This is a genomic window from Gordonia sp. CPCC 205515 (genome assembly GCF_048537925.1).
In the GTDB taxonomy this organism is placed as follows: domain Bacteria; phylum Actinomycetota; class Actinomycetes; order Mycobacteriales; family Mycobacteriaceae; genus Gordonia.
Genome location: NZ_JBCLVJ010000010.1, coordinates 369400 through 387964, shown reverse-complemented (window position 1 = coordinate 387964; position 18565 = coordinate 369400). Strand labels below are relative to the sequence as shown.

Annotated in this window: 16 protein-coding genes and 2 pseudogenes; 3 read left to right on the top strand and 15 right to left on the bottom strand. The window is 66.8% G+C overall.

Features of this window, described 5'->3' with window-relative positions:
• Positions 1-111: 111 nt before the first annotated feature.
• From AAFP30_RS16845 to AAFP30_RS16830, 4 genes are read right to left on the bottom strand one after another with little or no spacing between them, the layout of a single operon-like run.
• Positions 112-1257, bottom strand: a complete 1146-nt coding sequence (locus AAFP30_RS16845; protein WP_419231115.1) for an alpha/beta fold hydrolase — start codon at positions 1255-1257, stop codon at positions 112-114.
• Positions 1254-2639, bottom strand: coding sequence for a wax ester/triacylglycerol synthase domain-containing protein (locus AAFP30_RS16840; protein WP_419231114.1), 1386 nt, complete (start codon positions 2637-2639; stop codon positions 1254-1256). Before AAFP30_RS16840 ends, AAFP30_RS16845 begins: the two co-directional genes overlap by 4 nt.
• A 9-nt stretch (positions 2640-2648) precedes the next feature.
• The gene (locus AAFP30_RS16835; protein ID WP_419231113.1) at positions 2649-4331 is read right to left on the bottom strand and encodes an AMP-binding protein; all 1683 of its coding nucleotides are present in this window, start codon (positions 4329-4331) and stop codon (positions 2649-2651) included.
• Positions 4332-4340: 9 nt separating this feature from the next.
• The gene (locus AAFP30_RS16830) at positions 4341-5168 is read right to left on the bottom strand and encodes a lysophospholipid acyltransferase family protein (RefSeq protein WP_419231112.1); all 828 of its coding nucleotides are present in this window, start codon (positions 5166-5168) and stop codon (positions 4341-4343) included.
• 160 nt (positions 5169-5328) lie between these two features.
• On the opposite strand from AAFP30_RS16830, the gene AAFP30_RS16825 reads away from it, so the two are divergent.
• Positions 5329-5982 (top strand): PaaI family thioesterase, encoded by a 654-nt coding sequence (locus AAFP30_RS16825; RefSeq protein WP_419231110.1) that lies wholly within the window; start codon positions 5329-5331, stop codon positions 5980-5982.
• On the opposite strand, the gene AAFP30_RS16820 is transcribed toward AAFP30_RS16825, so the two are convergent.
• From AAFP30_RS16820 to AAFP30_RS16810, 3 genes are read right to left on the bottom strand one after another with little or no spacing between them, the layout of a single operon-like run.
• The gene (locus AAFP30_RS16820) at positions 5983-6717 is read right to left on the bottom strand and encodes an ABC transporter ATP-binding protein (protein ID WP_419231109.1); all 735 of its coding nucleotides are present in this window, start codon (positions 6715-6717) and stop codon (positions 5983-5985) included.
• Positions 6714-9536, bottom strand: a complete 2823-nt coding sequence (locus AAFP30_RS16815) for an ABC transporter permease subunit (protein WP_419231108.1) — start codon at positions 9534-9536, stop codon at positions 6714-6716. The genes AAFP30_RS16820 and AAFP30_RS16815 overlap by 4 nt, the downstream gene beginning before the upstream one ends.
• Before the next feature lie 10 nt (positions 9537-9546).
• On the bottom strand, positions 9547-10803 hold the full coding sequence (locus AAFP30_RS16810; RefSeq protein ID WP_419231107.1) for an ABC transporter substrate-binding protein: 1257 nt from the start codon (positions 10801-10803) through the stop codon (positions 9547-9549).
• Positions 10804-11042: 239 nt separating this feature from the next.
• Here AAFP30_RS16810 and AAFP30_RS16805 point away from each other — a divergent pair, with 239 nt between their 5' ends.
• Positions 11043-11960, top strand: coding sequence for an amidohydrolase family protein (locus AAFP30_RS16805; RefSeq protein WP_419231106.1), 918 nt, complete (start codon positions 11043-11045; stop codon positions 11958-11960).
• Positions 11961-11984: 24 nt separating this feature from the next.
• Here the strand turns inward: AAFP30_RS16805 and AAFP30_RS16800 are convergent, their stop codons facing one another.
• The 8 genes and pseudogenes from AAFP30_RS16800 to AAFP30_RS16765 form a co-directional block, all read right to left on the bottom strand.
• Complete coding sequence (locus tag AAFP30_RS16800; RefSeq protein WP_419231105.1) at positions 11985-12698, bottom strand: nucleotidyl transferase AbiEii/AbiGii toxin family protein; 714 nt, start codon at positions 12696-12698, stop codon at positions 11985-11987.
• Entirely contained in the window at positions 12667-13161 is a 495-nt protein-coding gene (locus tag AAFP30_RS16795; RefSeq protein ID WP_419231103.1) for a helix-turn-helix domain-containing protein, read from the bottom strand. The genes AAFP30_RS16800 and AAFP30_RS16795 overlap by 32 nt, the downstream gene beginning before the upstream one ends.
• 82 nt (positions 13162-13243) lie before the next feature.
• Entirely contained in the window at positions 13244-14008 is a 765-nt protein-coding gene (locus AAFP30_RS16790) for an amino acid ABC transporter ATP-binding protein (protein WP_419231102.1), read from the bottom strand.
• A gap of 1 nt (position 14009) precedes the next feature.
• Positions 14010-15824: an ABC transporter substrate-binding protein/permease gene (locus AAFP30_RS16785; RefSeq protein WP_419231101.1), complete on the bottom strand. Its 1815-nt coding sequence runs from the start codon at positions 15822-15824 to the stop codon at positions 14010-14012.
• 65 nt (positions 15825-15889) lie between these two features.
• Positions 15890-15979, bottom strand: a pseudogene (locus AAFP30_RS16780) (VapC toxin family PIN domain ribonuclease); the annotation flags it as partial.
• A 186-nt stretch (positions 15980-16165) separates the two neighbouring features.
• Positions 16166-16318, bottom strand: a pseudogene (locus AAFP30_RS16775) (type II toxin-antitoxin system VapB family antitoxin); the annotation flags it as partial.
• A 148-nt stretch (positions 16319-16466) separates the two neighbouring features.
• Positions 16467-16736: a DUF2277 domain-containing protein gene (locus tag AAFP30_RS16770; protein WP_419231100.1), complete on the bottom strand. Its 270-nt coding sequence runs from the start codon at positions 16734-16736 to the stop codon at positions 16467-16469.
• A 99-nt stretch (positions 16737-16835) separates the two neighbouring features.
• Complete coding sequence (locus AAFP30_RS16765) at positions 16836-17804, bottom strand: NADPH:quinone oxidoreductase family protein (RefSeq protein ID WP_419231099.1); 969 nt, start codon at positions 17802-17804, stop codon at positions 16836-16838.
• A 49-nt stretch (positions 17805-17853) separates the two neighbouring features.
• Between AAFP30_RS16765 and AAFP30_RS16760 the strand changes: the two genes are divergently transcribed.
• On the top strand, positions 17854-18549 hold the full coding sequence (locus AAFP30_RS16760; RefSeq protein ID WP_419231098.1) for a class I SAM-dependent methyltransferase: 696 nt from the start codon (positions 17854-17856) through the stop codon (positions 18547-18549).
• The last annotated feature ends 16 nt before the right edge of the window (positions 18550-18565 follow it).

The following is an 18565-nucleotide window of genomic DNA, read 5'->3' as shown; positions in this document are numbered from 1 at the left end:
CGAAAGTCTCCCTCCCGCATCGAGATCATGTGCGCGTCGGTCTCGATGCGGTCGTCGCAAGCTCCTCCCTTACTCGACCAGCGGGAAATGCGGTCGTCGCAAGCTCCTCCCTTACTCGACCAGCGGGAAATGCGGTCGCCGCAGAAAGCCATCCGCGGCGTGGCGCACATCCTGCGACATCGCGTGCCCCACATGACTTCCCCGATACCAGTGCACGCGGCCACCCCAGTGCCGATGCAGTCGTTGGGCGGCAGCGACCGAGGTGACGCGGTCGTTGAGGGCGCCGATGACCATGCGGCGGTCCGGCTTTGGCATCGGATCGGCGGTCAGCGGATCGATGACCGACGACACTGCGCGGACCGGGTCGCTGCTCATCAGCCGCGCCAGCGCCCGTCCTTTGGAGCCGCCGCGCGCCATGTGATGGGCGAGCGTGTCGTGCATCCCCAGCATGGGTACCACAGCCAGCACCGAGTCGATGCGGGCGTCGAGGGAAGCCACCATCGCGGCGATGGGCCCGCCCAATGACGTTCCGGCAATGGCGATCTCGGCGGGCTCGTGGCTGTCGATCCAGGTGATCAGGGAGCGGATCTCGGCGATGGCGCGCACCGTGATCAGGACGTTGAGCAGCGGATCGAAGCCGGGATAGGCGATCGGTCGCAGCCGCCGCAGCCCGTGGGCGGGCAGGACCGGGAACACGACTTCGTAGCCGAGTTTCTTGTGCAGGTGCGAGGCATGGAAGGCGTACAGGTCGTCGGCGCGGCCTTGCGCGGCGCCGTGTACCCAGATCAGCCATCGCCGTCGACTGCGGCCGCGGGACAGGACGCGTACCGAGGCGACCCCGTCGGCGTACGGGTCGAGCAGCGACACCGACTCCGGCAGTTTCGATTCAACGGCGTAGTCGATGTGGTGGAATCCGGTGGTGCCGAACACCTTGCGGTCGCGCGAGAGAATCTGCGGCGCACCGGGGTCCACGTGCACACCGGACGGTCCGAGGGCGGCGAATTCGTCGGCGACCTCCGCGCAGCGGGCGACGTTGGCCTCCACCAGCTCAAGCGGCGGGATGTCGCGGATCACCGAGTTGACCGCGATGAACAACTCGTCGATCGCGGTCTCCCCGACCGCCCGGGGCCCGCACCCCGCGGCGGGCAGTCCGCCGGCGGCATCACCACGTCCGGCCATCCGCGAACTGCCGATCGCGCGCGGCAGCACGCCGGCGAACAATCCGACCCGCGCCAGCCCCGACTCCCAGTCGATCAAGCGGGCTCTCCCGCCAACTCCGACGCGTCAGAGACATGCAGCGCCTCTTCGAGTTCCGTTACCGCATCGCCGACCCGGTCGAGGAACCCCGCCGGATCGGGCATGGATTCGGGAGTGGCGATGAGTCCCATACTGATTCGGCCGGCATAGCTGTAGGCGGTGAGGTTCACGTCGGCGGGTGCGATGGCCAGCGCGAAGGAGATCCAGTCGACGACCTCGATGTCGCCGATCCAGCGGGTTTCCCTGGGGCCCGGCATGTTCGCGGTGGTGATGTTGTTCATCACCAGCGGTGCGCGGTGTGCAGCGAGTCCCCGGAAAACCGGTCCGAGCCGTCCGGTGTAGGTGGCGACCTTCTCGGTGAGGTCGAATCCGATGTCGCGGCGACGTCGCACCGTGGCGGCGCAACTCTCGGCGGTGCCGACCACCCGCGCCACCGGATCGGCGATGTCGGTGCGCAGATAGGCGGCAGCGGTGGCGATCTCATTGCCGTGGGTCCGCGTCGAGGTGAGGTCGCGGCATACCCCGAACACCGTCACCGATACGCCGGGTTCCTCGCCTCGGGCCAGTAGCTCGGCGCGCATGGCGCCGGCGATGATCCCGTGCAGGGCACCGTTCACCGTGGTGTCGGTGGCCACCGCGATGCGCTGCACCGATGCCAGTGGGATCGACGCGGAGGCACACACCCGCTGCGCACCGCTACGCGCGTTGAAGCTGTTGCGGCGCACCGTCAACGGTACCGGGATGCGGTCTGCGCCGTCGTCGCTACGCTTGACGCGGGCGGCGTGGGCGAAGTCGGACACGACCGTCGGCACGCCGCGCAGGAGTCGCCAGGATTCCGACCGCGCGGCCTGCCACAGCGTCCGATGGTCATGGGGGGCATCGATGTCAGCAACCGGGGCAGGTGACACCCGGCCATCGGCCGCCGAGGTCGCGGCCATGAACGTGTTGAGCGCGGCGAGACCGTCGGCGACCGCGTGATGCACCCGCACCACCACCGCCTGCCGACCACCCGCAAGTCCGTGGACCAGGGTCAGCGCCCACAGCGGACGCGCCCGGTCCAACTGCTCCACCGCGAGATCGGCGAGCACCGCATCAAGGTCGGCACGCACGCCGGGGACCGCGACATAGCGTTCGTCGAGGTGGTCGCTGACGTCGAAATCGTTGTCGTGCACCCAGAACGGGCGCGCCGGGTAACCGGGGAGCCACCGCAACTTCTGCGTCGCGCGGGGAAACATACCCAGGTAACGCGGGAGTACGTCGACGAGCTCGGCGAGCGTGACCGGTCGGCCACGCCGCAACGGATCGAGCACCGCGACCTTGAGGGTGTGCATCGGCGTCGACGGTGTCTCCATGTTCAGCATCAGGGCGTCGGGCCCGGTCATGCGTTCCACCTAGCTGACCTTCCGTTCTGATTGTGCTGTGGGCGAGAGAAGTTCTCGTGTGAGGATCTTGCCGGTCGCGTTGCGCGGCAGTTCGTCGAGGAAGTACACGTCGCGCGGCACCTTGAACCCGGCCAACTGCTCGCGCACATGTTCACGGATCTGGTCAGCACCGATCACCGCGTGCGGCGCACGAACGACGTACGCCGCCAACCGCTGCCCGAACCGGTCGTCGTCGACGCCGAGCACGGCGACCTCGGTGACGACGTCCAGCTCGCCGATGACCTGTTCGACCTCGAGCGGGTAGACGTTTTCGCCGCCGGACACGATCATCTCGTCGTCGCGGCCGACCACGAACAGGCGTCCCTGGTCGTCGAACCGCCCGACGTCCCCGGAGACCATGTAGCCGTCTGCGAAGGCCTTGGTGTCGTCGGAGGTGTAGCCGTCGAAGCCGGAGTTGTTGGCCACCACGATCTTCCCGATCTCACCGACGGGGAGTTCATGGTCGGTGTCATCGAGGATGCGGATGCTGGTGCCGGTGAGGGGGCGTCCTGCGGTGTCGGGTGCGGCCCGCAGGTCGCTGGGCGTGGCGGTGCTGATCAGTCCCGCCTCGGTGGCGTTGTAGCTGTTGTAGACGACATCGCCGAAACGATTCATGAAGGCCAACAACGCATCTGTGCGCATCCGAGAACCGCTGGCGGTGACGAAACGCAGCGTCGAGATCGGCCGTAAGTCGAGTTCGTCGTCGGGCAGATCCATGATGCGCTCGAGCATCACCGGGACGACGGCGAGGCCGGTAGCACCGTGGCGGCGCACGAGGTCGAGGGTGTCGGCCGGGTCGAATCGGCGTTGCATGATCATGGTGGAGGTCATGGTGGCCGCGATCGCCACCTGCCCGAATCCCCACGCGTGGAAGGCGGGTGCCGCGATGACAGTGGATTCTCCCGCCCGCCAGGGAATCCGGTCCAGGATGGCGGCCAGCGACGACACGTCGGTGCTGCCCCCGCGCCGCGCACCCTTGGGCGTTCCGGTGGTGCCGGAGGTGAGCAGCACGATGCGGCCCGCACGCTCCGGCCGAGGCGCGCGTTCGCCGAGGTGCGCGGCGATCAGGTCGTCGACGGTGCCGACCGTATCCATCGTCGGCACAATGGTTTCCGGCCACGCCCGCACGTACCGCAACGTCGGGCAGCGTCGGGCGGCCGTCGCGACGAGGTCGGCGAACTCGTCGTCGGCGACGATGAGGTCGGCACCTTCGCGATCGAGGACGTCGGTGAGTTGCGGTGCGGCGAAGCCGGTGTTCAGCAGTATCGTGTCGATGCCGAGTCGAGTTCCGGCGGTGAGGGTTTCGACGAGGTGCCGATGGTTGCGGCACAGCACGGCCAAGGTCCGGATCGGCGGACCGGGCATCGCGGCGACGGCCGCGGCGAACGCGTCGACGTGCTGATCGAGTTCACCCCAGGTCAGTTGGCCGGCGTCGTCGATGAGGGCGGTGGTGTGTGGGGTGCGGGCGGCGGCGAGGCCGATGCCGCTGACCGGGGACGCGCCGCCGTGACGGCGCAGGGCCAGTCCCATCTGCAGATAGCGGTCGGGGCGCAGCGCGGTGAGAAATCCGCTGCGCAGCAACACCGTTGTCAGCCACCGGCCCGCCGCGATGCGGTCGCGCAGGGTGGCCATCGTGGTGTGAAGGTTCGTCATGGGGATCACCTATCCCAGGATCGGCAACCGGCGGTTGCGGGCGAGCTCGTCGAGGGCGTGTTGCATGTGTTTGCGGACGTGGCGGTCGACCTCGGCGATGTCGGGGTCGTCGCCGAACTCCGCGCGGATGTCGATCGGGTCGAGGACCTGGGTCACCAGTTTCGACGGCAGTGGCACGTTCGGCGGGAAGCCGGGGGTGATGCCGAAGGGCAGTCCGAGTCCGAGCGGCACGCTCTTGATCCGCAACAGCTTGTCGACGCGCAGGAACTTGGCGAGTCCGTCGCCGCGGTTGAGGAAGATCTGGGTTTCCTGTCCGCCGATCGTCACGATGGGCACGATCGGTACGTCGGCTTCCAGCGCGGTGCGGATGTAGCCGGTGCGGCCGTGGAAGTCGATGGTGGCGCTCTGGCGGGTGGGGCGCATGGCCTCCCAGTCACCGCCCGGAAAGACGATTGTCGCCGCACCGGCGCGCAGCACGTCGACGGCGTTGCGACGATCCGCACGTAAGAACCCGAACCCGGAGAAGATGGCGTCACCCAGACCGGTGAACAGCAGGTCGTGAGCCAGGGTGAACAGCGGCCGCCGCGCGCCGAACCTGTCGGCGAAAGCCACCGAGATGACCGGGACGTCGAAGGCGAGCAGACCACCGGAGTGGTTCGAGACGAGCAGGGCACCGCCGTCCGGCACCTTGTCGATGCCGCGGACCTCGGACCGGAAGTACCCCTTCGCGACCAGCCGCAACACTGGCAGCACTGACCGAATCCAGGTCTCGTTGCGGCGGCCCTGCGGCGCGGTGCGGACGTCTTCGATGTCGGCGGTGTCGGTGGTCATCGCCATCACTCCCCTGCATGCGATGCTCCGAACCGGGCGACCCGAGGCCGGATCTCCAGTTCGGTAAACTAGAACTTGTTCTACTGCTAAATTAGAACACGTTCTAGTTTTGCTGGCCACTGAGAGTAACCAAGGCCACAGTGTCGACCGCCGAGTCAGGAGCGCCATGGAGTTCACCCTGGAGGACATCTCGGACGCGGAGATCGCCCGACGTCGGGCGCTCTTCGAGCCGTTGACCGACGCGGTGCGCGGGTTGATCGATGCCACCATCCGGACCGAGGTGGACGACGACACCATCCGGGACGTTCAGCAGATGATCGCTGATGCGACCGACCGCTTGCGTGCGGCGCAGATCGACGGTGCCTACGGGGTGCGCTACACCGCCGACATGCAGGGGATGCCGTGGGGCAACGCTGTCATCGGAGTGCGTAACGCGATCGCTCCGCCGCTGCGCACCGTCCGGCATCCCGACGGTCTGGTGAGCACCGACTTTGTCCTCGGGGCCGCGTACGAGGGTCCACCCGGCTGTGTGCACGGCGGGGTCGCCGCACTACTGCTCGATCAGGTGCTGGGTGAGGCCGCCAGCGCCGACCAGGCACCCGGCTACACCGGCACTATCTCGGTGCGCTATCTCCGGCCCACCCCGCTCGGCGCCCTACATTCGGAGGCGATCATCGTCGAACGCCAGGGGCGCAAGAAGATCGTGCGGGGGTCGATCTCGGATGCGGACGGACAAACGGTGACCGCCGAGGGCGTCTTCATCGTGCCCAAGACCTGGGAAGGCCCGATGCCGCACAGTACCCGAGGCGCACCGTCGTGATCACGACGCTGTGACGCCACCCAGGTAGGCGCGTTCGACCCGACCGAGGTCGGCGGCCAGTGCACTCGCGTCGTCGGCCAACACAACCTGTCCGTGGACGAGCACGATGCCGCGATCGGCGATCTCCAGGGCCAGCCGGACATGCTGCTCGACCAGAACGATGGCGGTGCCGTCGCGTTCGGCCACCGAATGCAGAACGGGCAGGATCGATTCGACGATGACCGGCGCGAGGCCCATGCTCAGTTCGTCGATCAGCAGCACCTTCGGCCGTTGCAGAAGCGCTCGTCCGATGGCGAGCATCTGCTGCTCACCACCGGAGAGCTGACCCGCAGCAACCTTCAGCCGCGGCCGCAACGCCGGGAAGTGCTGCAGCACAGGATCGATGGCATCTCGAGCGCGGTAGCCGCGCCCGCTGATCGCCAGGCGCAGGTTCTGTTCGGTGGTCAGTCGCCGGAACAGCGATCGATCGTCGGGTACCAGCACCGCACCGGATCGTACTGCCGCACGGGGATTTCCGCTCGGAGGTTCCTCGCCGGCGATCGTCACCGTGCCACCCAGCCGCGGCAGCAGTCCCGCCAACGTCATGAGCAGGGTGGTCTTACCTGCCCCGTTCGGACCGAGGAGTGCGACGATTTCTCCCTGGGTGACAACAAGGTTCAGGTCACGGACACACGGGGTGGTGCGGGTGTGCCCGGCCTGCAGGCCGTGACACTCCAGGACGGTCTCGGTGCTCACTGGGTCACTTCCTCGGGTACGTGGTGATCTGCGGACGAGTCATCCGACGCCGCAGGCGATCCCAGATAGGCTTCGACGACGGCCGGGTTGGCGCGGATCTCGTCGGGGGTGCCGGTGGCGATCACCGCGCCGAGGTCCAGCACGATCACCCGGTCACAGATGCTCAACACGAGATCCATGTCGTGGTCGACGAGCAGCATGCTCACGCCCATTCCGCGTGCCGCCCGCAGTCGTTCACCGAGCCAGCGGCTTTCGGTGCTGTCGAGGCCGGCCGCCGGTTCGTCGAGCAGGGCCACCCGGGGACGTCCGGCCAGCACCCGCGCGACCGACACGAGTTGCCGTTGCCCCTGGGATAGGTCACCGGCGGTCACGTCGGACAGCTCGCGAATATCCAAGAGCTGCAGCACTTCCAGCACGCTACCGTGGGTATCGCCGCCACGGATGGCGCCGACGGTGATGTTCTCGACGACTGTCAGTTCGTCGTAGAGTTCGATGTCCTGGAAGGTGCGGCCCAAGCCTGCCCTGCTGCGTCGATGCGGTGGTAGACCGGAGATCTGCGTGCCGCACACCGTGACCTGTCCTGTGGCCGGCGCGAATCCGCCGATGGCGTCGATCAGGGTGGTCTTGCCCGCCCCGTTCGGTCCGATGAGGCCGACGATCTCCCCGGCCTGCACGTCGAAGCCGACGTCGTGGACCGCGGTCACCGGACCGTACCGAACCGTCACGTCGCGCACCTGCAGCACCGCTGCTCCCGAGCCCTCCCGATCCCTGAGGTGCGAGTTACGAAGGGCTTCGTGACGCGTCGGGCTCGCTTCGCTCGCACGTCGCTCCTCAGCCGGCAAGTAATCGCGATCCCTGGGTTGCGAGGCGCCGGCCGAGCCACGAAGGGCCACCCTCCGCCCCGGAATCCGAATCCGGTGCAGATACCCGGCCAGTCCGTCGGGATTGGCGACGACGGTGAGCACCAACAGAATTCCGCTGATCAGCAGGTAGTAGTCACCGAAGTGCAGGTAGCGGTCGATGACGAAGTACAGCACCCCGCCGGGGGCGAGCACCCCGGCGAGCAGTCCGCCCGAGATCGAGGTCACGCCGGCGATGTAGAACACCGCGAACAGTCCGATCCCGGCGAACACCGTGTAGGTGCCGGCGGTCGCGAGGGTCTGTTGGTAGGCGAGCAGCGCGCCACCGAGACCGGCCATGAACGAGGCGATCGCGAACGCCGTCAGTTTGGTGGCACCGACGTTGATTCCGGCGGCCGCGGCGGACCGTTCGTTCGCCCGGACCGCGAGCATCGAGGCGCCAAGGCTGCTGCGGCGCAACCATGCCACACCGTAGGCCACCAGCATCAGCACGATCAGGCACAGCACGCCGAACGCGATTCGTGGATAGCCCTGCCCCGCACCGATTCCCAGGTCGATGCCGAACAGTGTCGGGGATCCGACCGGTGCACCCTGTAGGCCGCCGTTGAGGCTCGGATTGCGAAACCAGAAGGCCTCCAGGAAGACTGCGAGCGCGAGTGTCGCGACCATCAGCGGCAATCCGCGCACTCGCAGCGCGGGGAGTCCGACCACCACACCGATGATCATCGCCACTACCGCCGCGAGGAGTGGGGCGATCGGGAACGGGATGGACAGGTCGTCGGCGAATCGGCTGAGGCTGTATGCCCCCGCGCCCGCGAGGGTGAGTTGGGCGAGCGACACCTGGCCTGCATAGCCGGTGACCACCACCTGCGACAGCGCGATGACCGCGAAGATGAAGGTGCAGATCACCGCCAGCCGCAGACTGCCGGAGGTGGCCAGTAGCGCGACCAGCGCGACCGCGGCACCGCAGACACCCGGGACCAGTAGCCGATCGGGTCGCGGCGTACGCCCCAGATCCTGTCGGGTGACGACGCCGCGGCCGGGCAGCGGTTGCCCACGGACCAGCAGGAACCCGACGATGAGGATCAGCGGAACCGCCTCGGCCACACCGGCGTCGGGCAGCCAGTCGATGCTCGCCTGTAGGTTCGTCGCCTCCGATTGCAGCATGCCGATCGCTAGGCCGGCGCCGACGGTGAGGGCGATGCCGGAGAAGTTCCCGACGAGTGCGGCGGCCAGGGCGGGCACGATGAACATGGTGTAGGCGACCGGGTTGAGCGGCACGATCGGCGCGATGACGACCCCACCGAAACCGGCGGTGGCACTGGACAGTGCCCAGTTGCTGATGGCGATCTTGTCCGGCGACAAGCCGGTGACCAGCGCGCCCTTCTCCGACTCAGCCGCCGCTTCGGTGGCGACACCGAAACGGGTGTAGCGCAACACGAGTCCGGCGCATATCGCGATCCCGACGATTGCCGCTGCCAGCCAGAGCCGATCGGTGGGGACGGCACTCTGCCCGACGTCGAGTGTCTTCTGCGCGAAGATCGGTGCCACGGTGGGTGAGTCGGCGCCCACCCGGAGCGCGATGAGTGCCTGGATCACCAGCATCACGCCGATGGAGGCGACCGCCTTCGCGAGCACCGGCGCAGTCCGCAATGGACGGAAGACGACGAGGTAGAGGACCACTCCGACGACCGCCGCCACGATGACCGAAACCAGGAGTGCCGGAAAGGCTTTCCACGGCCCACCGAGATCGATGGTGGCGGGCAGTCCCGGAATCGGGTTCAGCAGTTCGCCGTGTCGCAGGTAGGCGTAGGTGTAAGCGGCGTATAGCGCGACCGCCCCGGTGGCGAAGTTCACCACACCGGAACTCTTGAACGTCATCACCAGGGCGAGGCCGAGCGCTGCGTAGACCGCACCGTTGCCCAGGCCGAGCGCGAGGAACGCGAGATGATCTGTCATGGGAAGCCGATCAGCTGTTGTTGACGACGACGGTGTTCTCGAGCTTGGTGTTCGCGTCGATGTCGCTGACCAGAATCGACTTGCTGCACAGCGCCTTCAGCGCAGGCACGGCGGTTCCGTTGCAGGTGAAGGTGAGACCCGGGGCGGCGGGCAGCGGTACGTTCTTCGCGTTGGCGAGCGCTGCGGCGAAGGTCTGCGGCGTGACCGGCCCGGTGAGTGACTTGCCGACTTCGCCGAGCGACATGATGACCTGGTAGCCGAGGTATCCGATGCCGGCGGGATCGGTGTCGGGTGCGTAGGTGGCCATGACGTTCTTGTACAGGTCCACGGTCGGGTCCTGGGCGCTCAGGTTCACCGTGGTGAACGCCTTGGCCCCGGCGATGGTCTGCGGGCCGACGGCCTCGACGACCGGCTTGTCCAGGCACGTGGCGATCAGGTATTTCTTGACCGTCGGTGCGACGGTCTGCAGCGCCTTGAGCGAACTGATGCACTGGCGGGTATCGCCGAGGATGGTCACGGCGTCGGGTTTGTCGGCCAGACCGGCGGTGATCTGCGGTGTCGGATCGGCCACCGAGGTGGGCACGGCGACGACGTTGAGGTCGACGCCAGCCTGCTTGAACATCGGATCGCCGACGGCCTTGACCGAGGCTGCCGCGTCGCCGGTGTCGCCGATGATGATCGACAGCTTCTTGACGCCGTCCTTGGCCGCGGTGGCCGCCTGACCGGCGAGGACCGCGACGATGCCGCCCGACAGCATCGACGCACTCGGCGTCACCATCTCGACCTGTGACACCGGGGCCTGCGCGACGAACGGGATGCCCGCGCCGGTGATGATCGGCACCATCACCGCACCCTGACCGCCGAACGGGGCGGCGACCACGGCGACCTTCTGTTCCACCATCTCGTTGGCGCACTTGGTCGCCGACGCGGGGTCCTCCTGCTGCTTGCAGACGACGAGGTCGACCTTGTGCCCGCCGATGCCGCCGCCGTTGTTGTTGAGGTAGTCGGCCGCGGCCTGCCCGGCTTCCCGCACCATCGGCAGGGTGATGGCGCCACCCTCCGGGGTGATGTAACCGACCTTGATGGGGTCACCGGTGGCCGGGTTCGACGGCAGGGCAGCCGCCGACGCACCACCGGTCGCCTCGGCAGTCCCCGACGACGAACTGTCGTCGGCGCAGGCGGTGACGCCGCCGACGGTGAGCAACGCGGTAGCGCCGAGGAGGGTCGTCGTTCGCAATGCGCGCCGGATGGAGCGGGGTGCTTTCACGGTGGTGCCTTTCAGGTATGACAGCGTCGAGGGGCTGACAGTGAAACGCGTTGCAGTCAACGCACGCCCGGCTGAGCACTAGCCGAGTGCAGGGTGTCGAATATCACTGGTGCGAGATATTTTTCACAATTTTCGGACGGTATCGAACTCCGGTCTCGGTGACCGGAACAAGTTGCAGTTCTCACCCATCTGGGGCCGACCGTGTCCGGCAACCGAGCGGGTGGGTTAGCGTGGAGATCGTGACCGAGGACCACGCCGGCAGCGCCGCCGCACCATTCGATTCCGGTGAGGCCGCCGACGTCCGGCGCCTCTGGCACGATCTGGGTCTACCCGGCCTGATCGACGTCCACACCCACTTCATGCCGAAACCGGTGATGGACAAGGTGTGGGCCTACTTCGACTCCGCCGGACCGCTCGTCGGACGGGAATGGCCGATCACCTACCGCGCCGACGAGGACGTCCGGGTAGCCGGCCTACAGGCCTTCGGGGTGCAGGCCTATTCGTCGCTCGTGTACCCGCACAAACCGAACATGGCCGAATGGCTCAACGGGTGGGCCGCCGACTTCGCCGCCCACCATCCCGACTGCCTGCACACCGCGACGTTCTACCCAGAGGAGCAGGCCACCGGCTACGTGTCCCGCGCGATCGCCGACGGCACACGAGTCTTCAAGTGCCACATCCAGGTTGGCGACTTCTCCCCCATCGATCCACAGCTCGACGGGGTGTGGTCGCAGATCGCCGACAGTCAGGTTCCGGTGATCATCCACTGCGGCTCCGGACCCGCGCCCGGCACCTACACCGGTCCGGAGCCGATTGCCACTCTGCTGCACCGGTTTCCGTCGTTGCCGTTGATCGTCGCGCACATGGGGATGCCGGAGTACACCGCGTTTCTCGATCTCGCGGAGCAGTATCCGAATGTCCGCCTCGACACCACGATGGCGTTCACCGACTTCAGCGAGGAGACGGTGCCGTTCCCGCCCGAGGCGCGGCAACGCCTGCTCGACGTCGGGCACAAGATTCTGTTCGGCAGCGACTACCCCAACATTCCCTACAGTTATCTGCATGCGCTCGAGGCGATCACGCGTCTCGACCTCGGCGACGACTGGGTGCGCGGGGTGTTGCACGATAACGCCGCGGCCCTGTTCGGGATCTCCTGAGAGACATCGAGACCGCGCCGAATCTCACCCCCGACTCAGGCGTTTGATCCTTGCCCACAGAACGGCTTTCGGTACGGTCATATGAAGTTCTCGAATGCAGTCGTCGAGCCGGTGCGGATCCTCCTGAAGGACGCGGATCGACTTCGTCAGGTCCTTGATGACTGAGGACCTATAGGCGGTTTCGGCTTTGGCTATCGCCTTGTCCACGAGAGTCTGGCTGATATCCATCATGGCCAGGTCGATCAGGTCGCGACTGTAGACTGACCGATCCGCCCATCGGTCCGAATTGGCCAACAGCTTGGTGGTGGCCATGTCGAGAGGTGTCAAAGTCCTTACCCCGCAAATGACGTCATCTGATGCCGGCTCATCGAGCGTGATCCGGCCCTCGGAGATGATCTCGAGCTTGATCGGCGCGCCGTCGGCATCGACCACCGTTCTGATGCCGTACTGGTCCGTCCTGACCGGTCGGAGTTGAGTGATCGACGTGCGGGTCAGCGCATTGATGCTCCCGACACGGCGAACCCGCTCTCGAAGGTCTCCGTAACCGGCCCGGTCGGACACGATCAGGTCGATGCCTCGGGACTCGCGAAACTCGCTGTAGCGCAAGGCGATCGCTGTCCCACCACCAAAATAGCATTTGCACGCAGCAAGCAACTCGGCGTCGAGCGCCTCGAGGATGGAGGCGATACGGGAATGGTGCGGCCGCTCAAACAAGGATAATACCGCTCCCATGGGCATCGGCCAGGTGTTGCACAAATCTGCGCTCGTCGTCGGTCATCGCAGCCTGGTCGATGTGTCGCCAATTGCGCTCGTACAACTCCAACGCCTCAACCTCCGGGATACTGGATTCCGGGCTCAAGTGCCAGGAGATGGCTTGTAGCTGCTGGTAATCCCCGATACGCACGGTCTGCACCGTGGCCGATGGTGCGGGCACCGATGCACGCTCGGCGGCGGCAGGCCGAGGTGCTTCGCCGACGGTCAGCTCGAGGCCAAGCGCCGTGGCGGCGTTCAGGTACGCGCCGATGGTCACCGATGGTGATCCGGCCTCGATGCGGTGCAGGGTCACCCGCGACATCCCGGCTGATTCGGCGGTTGTCGTAGCGCTGACACCCAACGCCAACCGCCTAGCCCGCAGCACTCGCCCTATCTCGGCCAGCGCACGCTCAGCGTGGGACGGAGTATCCGGGCTGCGCGCAGGCATGTATCTCATTATGTACACCGGGCGCCGTCAGCGCAGTCGATTTGATCGCCAACCGCCTCGCACGGACTGAAGGATTCGCCTGTCACAACACCTGAGACAGGAACGCACGCAACCGGTCCGACTCGGCGTCGGTGAAGATCTGATCGGGTGTACCGGTTTCCACCACTGCACCGTGATCCATGAACACCACGTTGTCGGAGACGTTGCGGGCGTAGCCCATCTCGTGGGTGACGACAACCATCGTCATGCCTTCCGCAGCAAGGTCGGTCATCAACGCGAGGATGCCCTTGACGAGCTCGGGGTCCAGCGCCGAGGTGGCCTCGTCGAAGAACATCACCTGCGGTTCCATCGCGAGGGCGCGGGCGATGGCCACGCGTTGCTGCTGACCGCCGGACAGGTTGCCGGGGCGGGCATCGGCCTTGGCGGTGAGCCCCACGACCTCGAGTTGGGCCATCGCCGCCGCGCGCGCCGCGTCCTTGCTCAGCCCGCGCAGCTTCTGCGGTCCCAGCGCGACGTTCTCCACCACGGTCTTGTGCGGGAACAGGTTGAATTGCTGGAACACCATGCCGATGCGTCGTCGTAGTTCGTCGGGATTGTCCTGTAGCACCGAACGGCCGTCGAGCAGGATGTCACCACTGTCGGGTTCATGCAGCCGGTTGAGCACTCGCAGCAGCGTCGATTTACCGGAGCCCGACGGCCCGATGACGGTGGTGGTGCTGCCGGCGTCGACGTGGATGTCGACGCCGCGCAGGACGAGGTTCTTGCCGAACGACAGGTGAAGATCCTTGCCGGTCAACGAGACCGCGTCGCGGGTGGGTGCGGTGGCGGCGGCGGAAGCGGTGGACATGTCATCCCTCCTGGACCGGGCTGGCGGTGACGGGCAGCGGTTCGTCGTCGACCGGGCGGCCGGTGCGCAAGCGTTTGTCGATGTAGTTCACGAGGTGGGTCAGCGGCACCGTCAGGATCAGGTACATGATGCCGGCGGCCACCAGTGGTGACAGGTTTCCGGTCTGCGCGTTGAGGTCTCGGCCGACGGCGAACAGCTCGCGCTGGGTGGCGAGCAGCCCGAGGAAGTAGATCAGCGAGCTGTCCTTGATGAGGCTGATGAACTGATTCATCAAGGCGGGCAGCACCCGTCGTACGCCCTGCGGGATCACCACCAAACGCATGGAGTCGCGGTAGGAGAAGCCGATCGCGCGGGAGGCCTCCATCTGCCCGTTGTCGACGCTCTGGATGCCGGAGCGGAAGATCTCCCCGATGTAGGCGGCGGCGAGCAGCGCGAGGGCGAACGCGCCGAGCCAGTACGGGTTGTTGCCGGTGAGGTTCTTGACCACCGGCCCGACGCCGAGGCCGACGATCAGGATGATCACCACCGCGGGCAGACCGCGGAAGATGTCGGTGTAGACCCGCGCCGGCCAGCGTAGCCACCGCGATCGGGACAGGCCGGCCACCGCGAGCACCATGCCGAGGATGGTGCCGATGACGCCGGACACGATCGACAGAATGATCGTGTTGGGCAGGCCCGTCTTGATCAGGTCCGGGAACGCCTGCTTGTAGAGCTCCCAGTTGAAGAACGTCGAGCCGAGTTGCGCGAGGGTGCTCTTGGGGGCGGTGGCCTCGGTGTCGTCCTCCTTGGCGGCATTGGCCTTTGCGATGGCCGCGAAGTCGGGCAGCTGCGGTTCCGGTGCGGCCTTGCTGCCGGGCTTCCAGCCCGCCGGGAGTTCGCGCGGTACCCAGTCGCTGTAGAGCTTGGCGTAGGTGCCGTCGGCGATGATCGCGTCGAGTCCCGAGTTGAGTGCGTCGACCAACTTCGGCTTGTCGCGGGCGACGGCCCAGGCGACGAAGTTGTTGACGCTGAACGTGTTCTCCACGATGGACGTGCCGTCACCGGGTTTGACCGCCCCCTGGGCCTGCTGCGACGGCGCGACCCACGCGTCGATCTGACCCGTCTTGAGGTTGGCGTAGGCGGTGGCATAGTCGGGGAACTTGACCGGGTCGAGGTGCAGGGTGTTGACCACGTAGTCGTCCTGCACGGTGCCCTGCACGACGCCGATCCGGGTGCCGGAGTTCAGATCCTTGAACCCCTTGATGCTGCTGCCGTTTGGCACCACCAGCGAGAAGTAGCCGAAGTCGTAGCCGTTGGTGAAGCCGACGGTCTTGCGACGCTCGTCGGTGGTGGTGATCGACGACGACCCGACGTCGAACCGGTGGTTGGCCACCTGCGAGAGCAGGCCGGAGAACTCGGTGCCGGCAAACTGGATCTTCAGGCCGAGCTTGGCGGCGACGGCCTTGAGGAGTTCGTTGTCGAAGCCGGTGAAGTTGCCTTCGCTGTTGACGCAGATGCTCGGACCGGCGTCGGACAGTGTGCCCACCGAGATGGTGCCGGGGTTGATGAGGCCGAGGTTGTTGATGTCGAGCTGGTCGATCGGCGTCGTGGTGGCCGTGGTGTAGCGGTCCTCCCCACCCTGATCGGCCGCGGCGAGGTTCGTCGGTGCGGCCGACGCGGAGTTCTGGCCGGGCGGCGAGCAGTTGTCGGCGGGGGCCGCGGCGGCGCGGGGTGCGGGGCCGGCGACGGCGATCAGCAGGGCGATCAACGCGGCGACGACGGCGAAGGCCGCAAAACGCACGGATCGAGGCGCGGGTGTCGGACTCGGTGGGGTCACCGGTGTCAGCCTAGCCAGCGGAAGCTTCGAACGGCGAATGGTTCAGATCAGAGTGAGGATAAGGCTCACACGACGACGCGACGAGCTCGCACGTCAGGCAGATGGCGGGCGGCCAATTCGAAGTCGGCGTCATCGTGGAGAACGACGGAACTCCGCACGTTGCGGTTCACATGAACCCACTGCGCCTCTTGCGAGCGAAAATCTCCATTGTCTATTGATCTCCGGTTGACGTTCGAGCCGCCACAGGGCGGAGGAGTCGACCAGGAAGCTGATCAACTCTCGGCATCCTTCTCAGCATTCCGCCGCTTGAGCCACCCCTCATAGTCCCAGTCCTTCGCGTCCTCTTGCGACTGGGCGATGGCCGCTATCCGACGAAAACTCTCAACGTAGTCACGCATCGCGAAGTTCACGGCCTCGTCCTTGCTGGTGATTCCGGCGATCAGCATGACCTCAGCCAGTGCTTCGTCGTCAAGATCAATCTGAGTTACCGACACGAGAGCCTCCCCGATACTGACCAGAAAATGGGACATGTAGTGACGAACAAGATACTCGTCACCCGGCTGGGACCTGCACTTACGAGTTAGACGTACCGCGAACTCGGGCGGTTCCACCTGACGGGCTCATGTAGGTGTGTTCGTCGCTTCAGCCCCGCGCCGCGATCCGCGCCCGTACTTCCGGCCGACGCAGCGGCGGCACCGTCTTGGGCGGTTGCCGCCGCTCTGGCAGGGCGTCGAGGAGTTCGTGGGTGGTCGCGGTGACCGCGCGGACCGCCGCCTCGAAGGCCTCTTCGTTGGCGGCCGAGGGATGCCGGATGCCACTCACCTTGCGGATGTATTGCCGGGCCGCGGCCTCGATCTCCTCGTCGGTGGCCGCGGGTTCCAGCCCGCGCAGTTCGGTGATGTTGCGGCACATGGGTTTCTCCTGTCGGTCCACCCGCTCGTTGAGCAGGCACGTGCGAGCGCAGCGAGCCCGAGCCGTGTCGAAACGCCGGCACCGGGCCCGCCGGCAGAGTCAGTCGGCGATCTTGACGACCGCCTTCCCCAGGATCCGCCCTTCGGCGAGATCGGTCAACGCGTCGGACAGTTGATCCAGGGAGTAGGTGGTGTTGACCATCGGCCGCATCCCGGCGGCGATCATCTCGGTCAGTTCGTCGTGCAGCAGTTCGGGGACGCCGGGGTGGGTGCGGACGTATTCGCCCCACGCGGCGCCGACGACGGCGATGTTGCGGAACAGCACCCGGTTGAGCTTGACGGTCGGGATGCCGCCGGCGGCGAAGCCGATCACCACGTAGCGGCCGTCCGGTGCGACCTGGCGCAGCGCCTCGTCGAAGACCTCTCCGCCGGAGGGGTCGATCATCACGTCGACACCCTCGGGGGCGATCTCCTTGAGCTTGGCGCCCCAGCCTTCCTCGAGCTGGACGATCTCGTCGGCGCCGGCCTCTCGCAGCAGTTCCTCGGCGCCCTTGCGGTGCACGATGGCAATCACCTTGGCGCCCATGGCCTTTGCCACCATGATCGATGCAGTGCCGACGCCACCCGCGGCGCCGAGCACGCCGACGATCTCGCCCGGCGCGGTCTGCGCGCGGATCTTCAGCGCGAACAGCGCGGTCTGGTAGTTGATGCCCATCGCGGCGCCCTGGTCGAAGGTCAAGCCCTCGGGCAGCGGCAGCAGCTGTTCCGGCGACGCCACGAGGCGCTCGGCGAAACCGCCGACGATCGACGCGACGAGCACCTTGTCGCCGGCCTTCACCGACGCTCCATCCGGTGCCTGCGCGACCACACCGGCGACCTCGGTGCCCGGGGTGAACGGCGTCGGCATCCGCAGCTGGTACTTGCCCTGACTCATCAGCAGGTCGGGGAAGCAGATGCCGCACGACTTGATGTCGACGACGACCTGCCCGTCTGCGGGCGTCGGGTCGTCGACGTCGGTCAGCTGCAGGGCGGATGGGCCGGACTCTTCGGTGAGCACTTGTGCTTTCATACGGGTCACCCTACGCGGCCGCGACCGAGCGTTCGATAGCATTGCCCGCATGACCGCTTCGTCGGCGACGACGCCGAATGCCCCCTCCCCCGAACGTCTGGCCGCGGCCGCCGAGGCACCGGGTTTCATGCCGCACGACGAGGCGATGACACTCTTCGAAATCGCGGGTGAGTATCTGGGCCAACCGAATTCGACGCGGGTAGGCGTGGAGATCGGCACCTACTGCGGGAAGTCGACGGTCTATCTGGGCTCTGCCGCCGAACCATACGGCGCCATCATCGTCACCGTCGACCACCACCGCGGCTCCGAAGAGCATCAGCCGGGTTGGGAGTACCACGACACCGCGTTGGTCGATCCGCATTCGGGCACGCTCGACACCTCCGCCCGCTTCCGGCAGACGATGTTCGACGCCAAGCTGGAGAAGACCGTCATCGGGATGCTCGCGGGCTCCACGATGGCCGCCCGCGTGTGGGGCAAGCCGACCGACTTCGTGTTCATCGACGGTGGACACAGCATGGCCGCCGCGCAGAACGACTACGACGGCTGGGCCAAATGGGTGCGCATCGGTGGGGCGCTGCTGATCCACGACGTGTTCCCCAACCCCGATGACGGCGGGCGTCCGCCCTACGAGATCTACCGGCAGGCGCTGGCCACCGGGCAATTCACCGAGGTGCGCGCCGAAGGGTCGCTGCGGGTGCTGCGTCGCGACGGTGGCGAGGTGGGCGCGGCGCTGCCCGTGCAGTAGTGCTCACGGTTCTTCC

Bases quoted from the DNA above. Each gene is read 5' to 3' on its own strand.
- AAFP30_RS16840 (WP_419231114.1), bottom strand. From the start codon at position 2,639: ATGACCGGGCCCGACGCCCTGATGCTGAACATGGAGACACCGTCGACG.
- AAFP30_RS16835 (WP_419231113.1), bottom strand. From the start codon at position 4,331: ATGACGAACCTTCACACCACGATGGCCACCCTGCGCGACCGCATCGCG.
- AAFP30_RS16830 (WP_419231112.1), bottom strand. From the start codon at position 5,168: ATGGCGATGACCACCGACACCGCCGACATCGAAGACGTCCGCACCGCG.
- AAFP30_RS16825 (WP_419231110.1), top strand. From the start codon at position 5,329: ATGGAGTTCACCCTGGAGGACATCTCGGACGCGGAGATCGCCCGACGT.
- AAFP30_RS16815 (WP_419231108.1), bottom strand. From the start codon at position 9,536: ATGACAGATCATCTCGCGTTCCTCGCGCTCGGCCTGGGCAACGGTGCG.
- AAFP30_RS16800 (WP_419231105.1), bottom strand. From the start codon at position 12,698: ATGCCCATGGGAGCGGTATTATCCTTGTTTGAGCGGCCGCACCATTCC.
- AAFP30_RS16795 (WP_419231103.1), bottom strand. From the start codon at position 13,161: ATGCCTGCGCGCAGCCCGGATACTCCGTCCCACGCTGAGCGTGCGCTG.
- AAFP30_RS16790 (WP_419231102.1), bottom strand. From the start codon at position 14,008: ATGTCCACCGCTTCCGCCGCCGCCACCGCACCCACCCGCGACGCGGTC.
- AAFP30_RS16770 (WP_419231100.1), bottom strand. From the start codon at position 16,736: ATGTGCCGCAACATCACCGAACTGCGCGGGCTGGAACCCGCGGCCACC.
- AAFP30_RS16765 (WP_419231099.1), bottom strand. From the start codon at position 17,804: ATGAAAGCACAAGTGCTCACCGAAGAGTCCGGCCCATCCGCCCTGCAG.
- AAFP30_RS16760 (WP_419231098.1), top strand. From the start codon at position 17,854: ATGACCGCTTCGTCGGCGACGACGCCGAATGCCCCCTCCCCCGAACGT.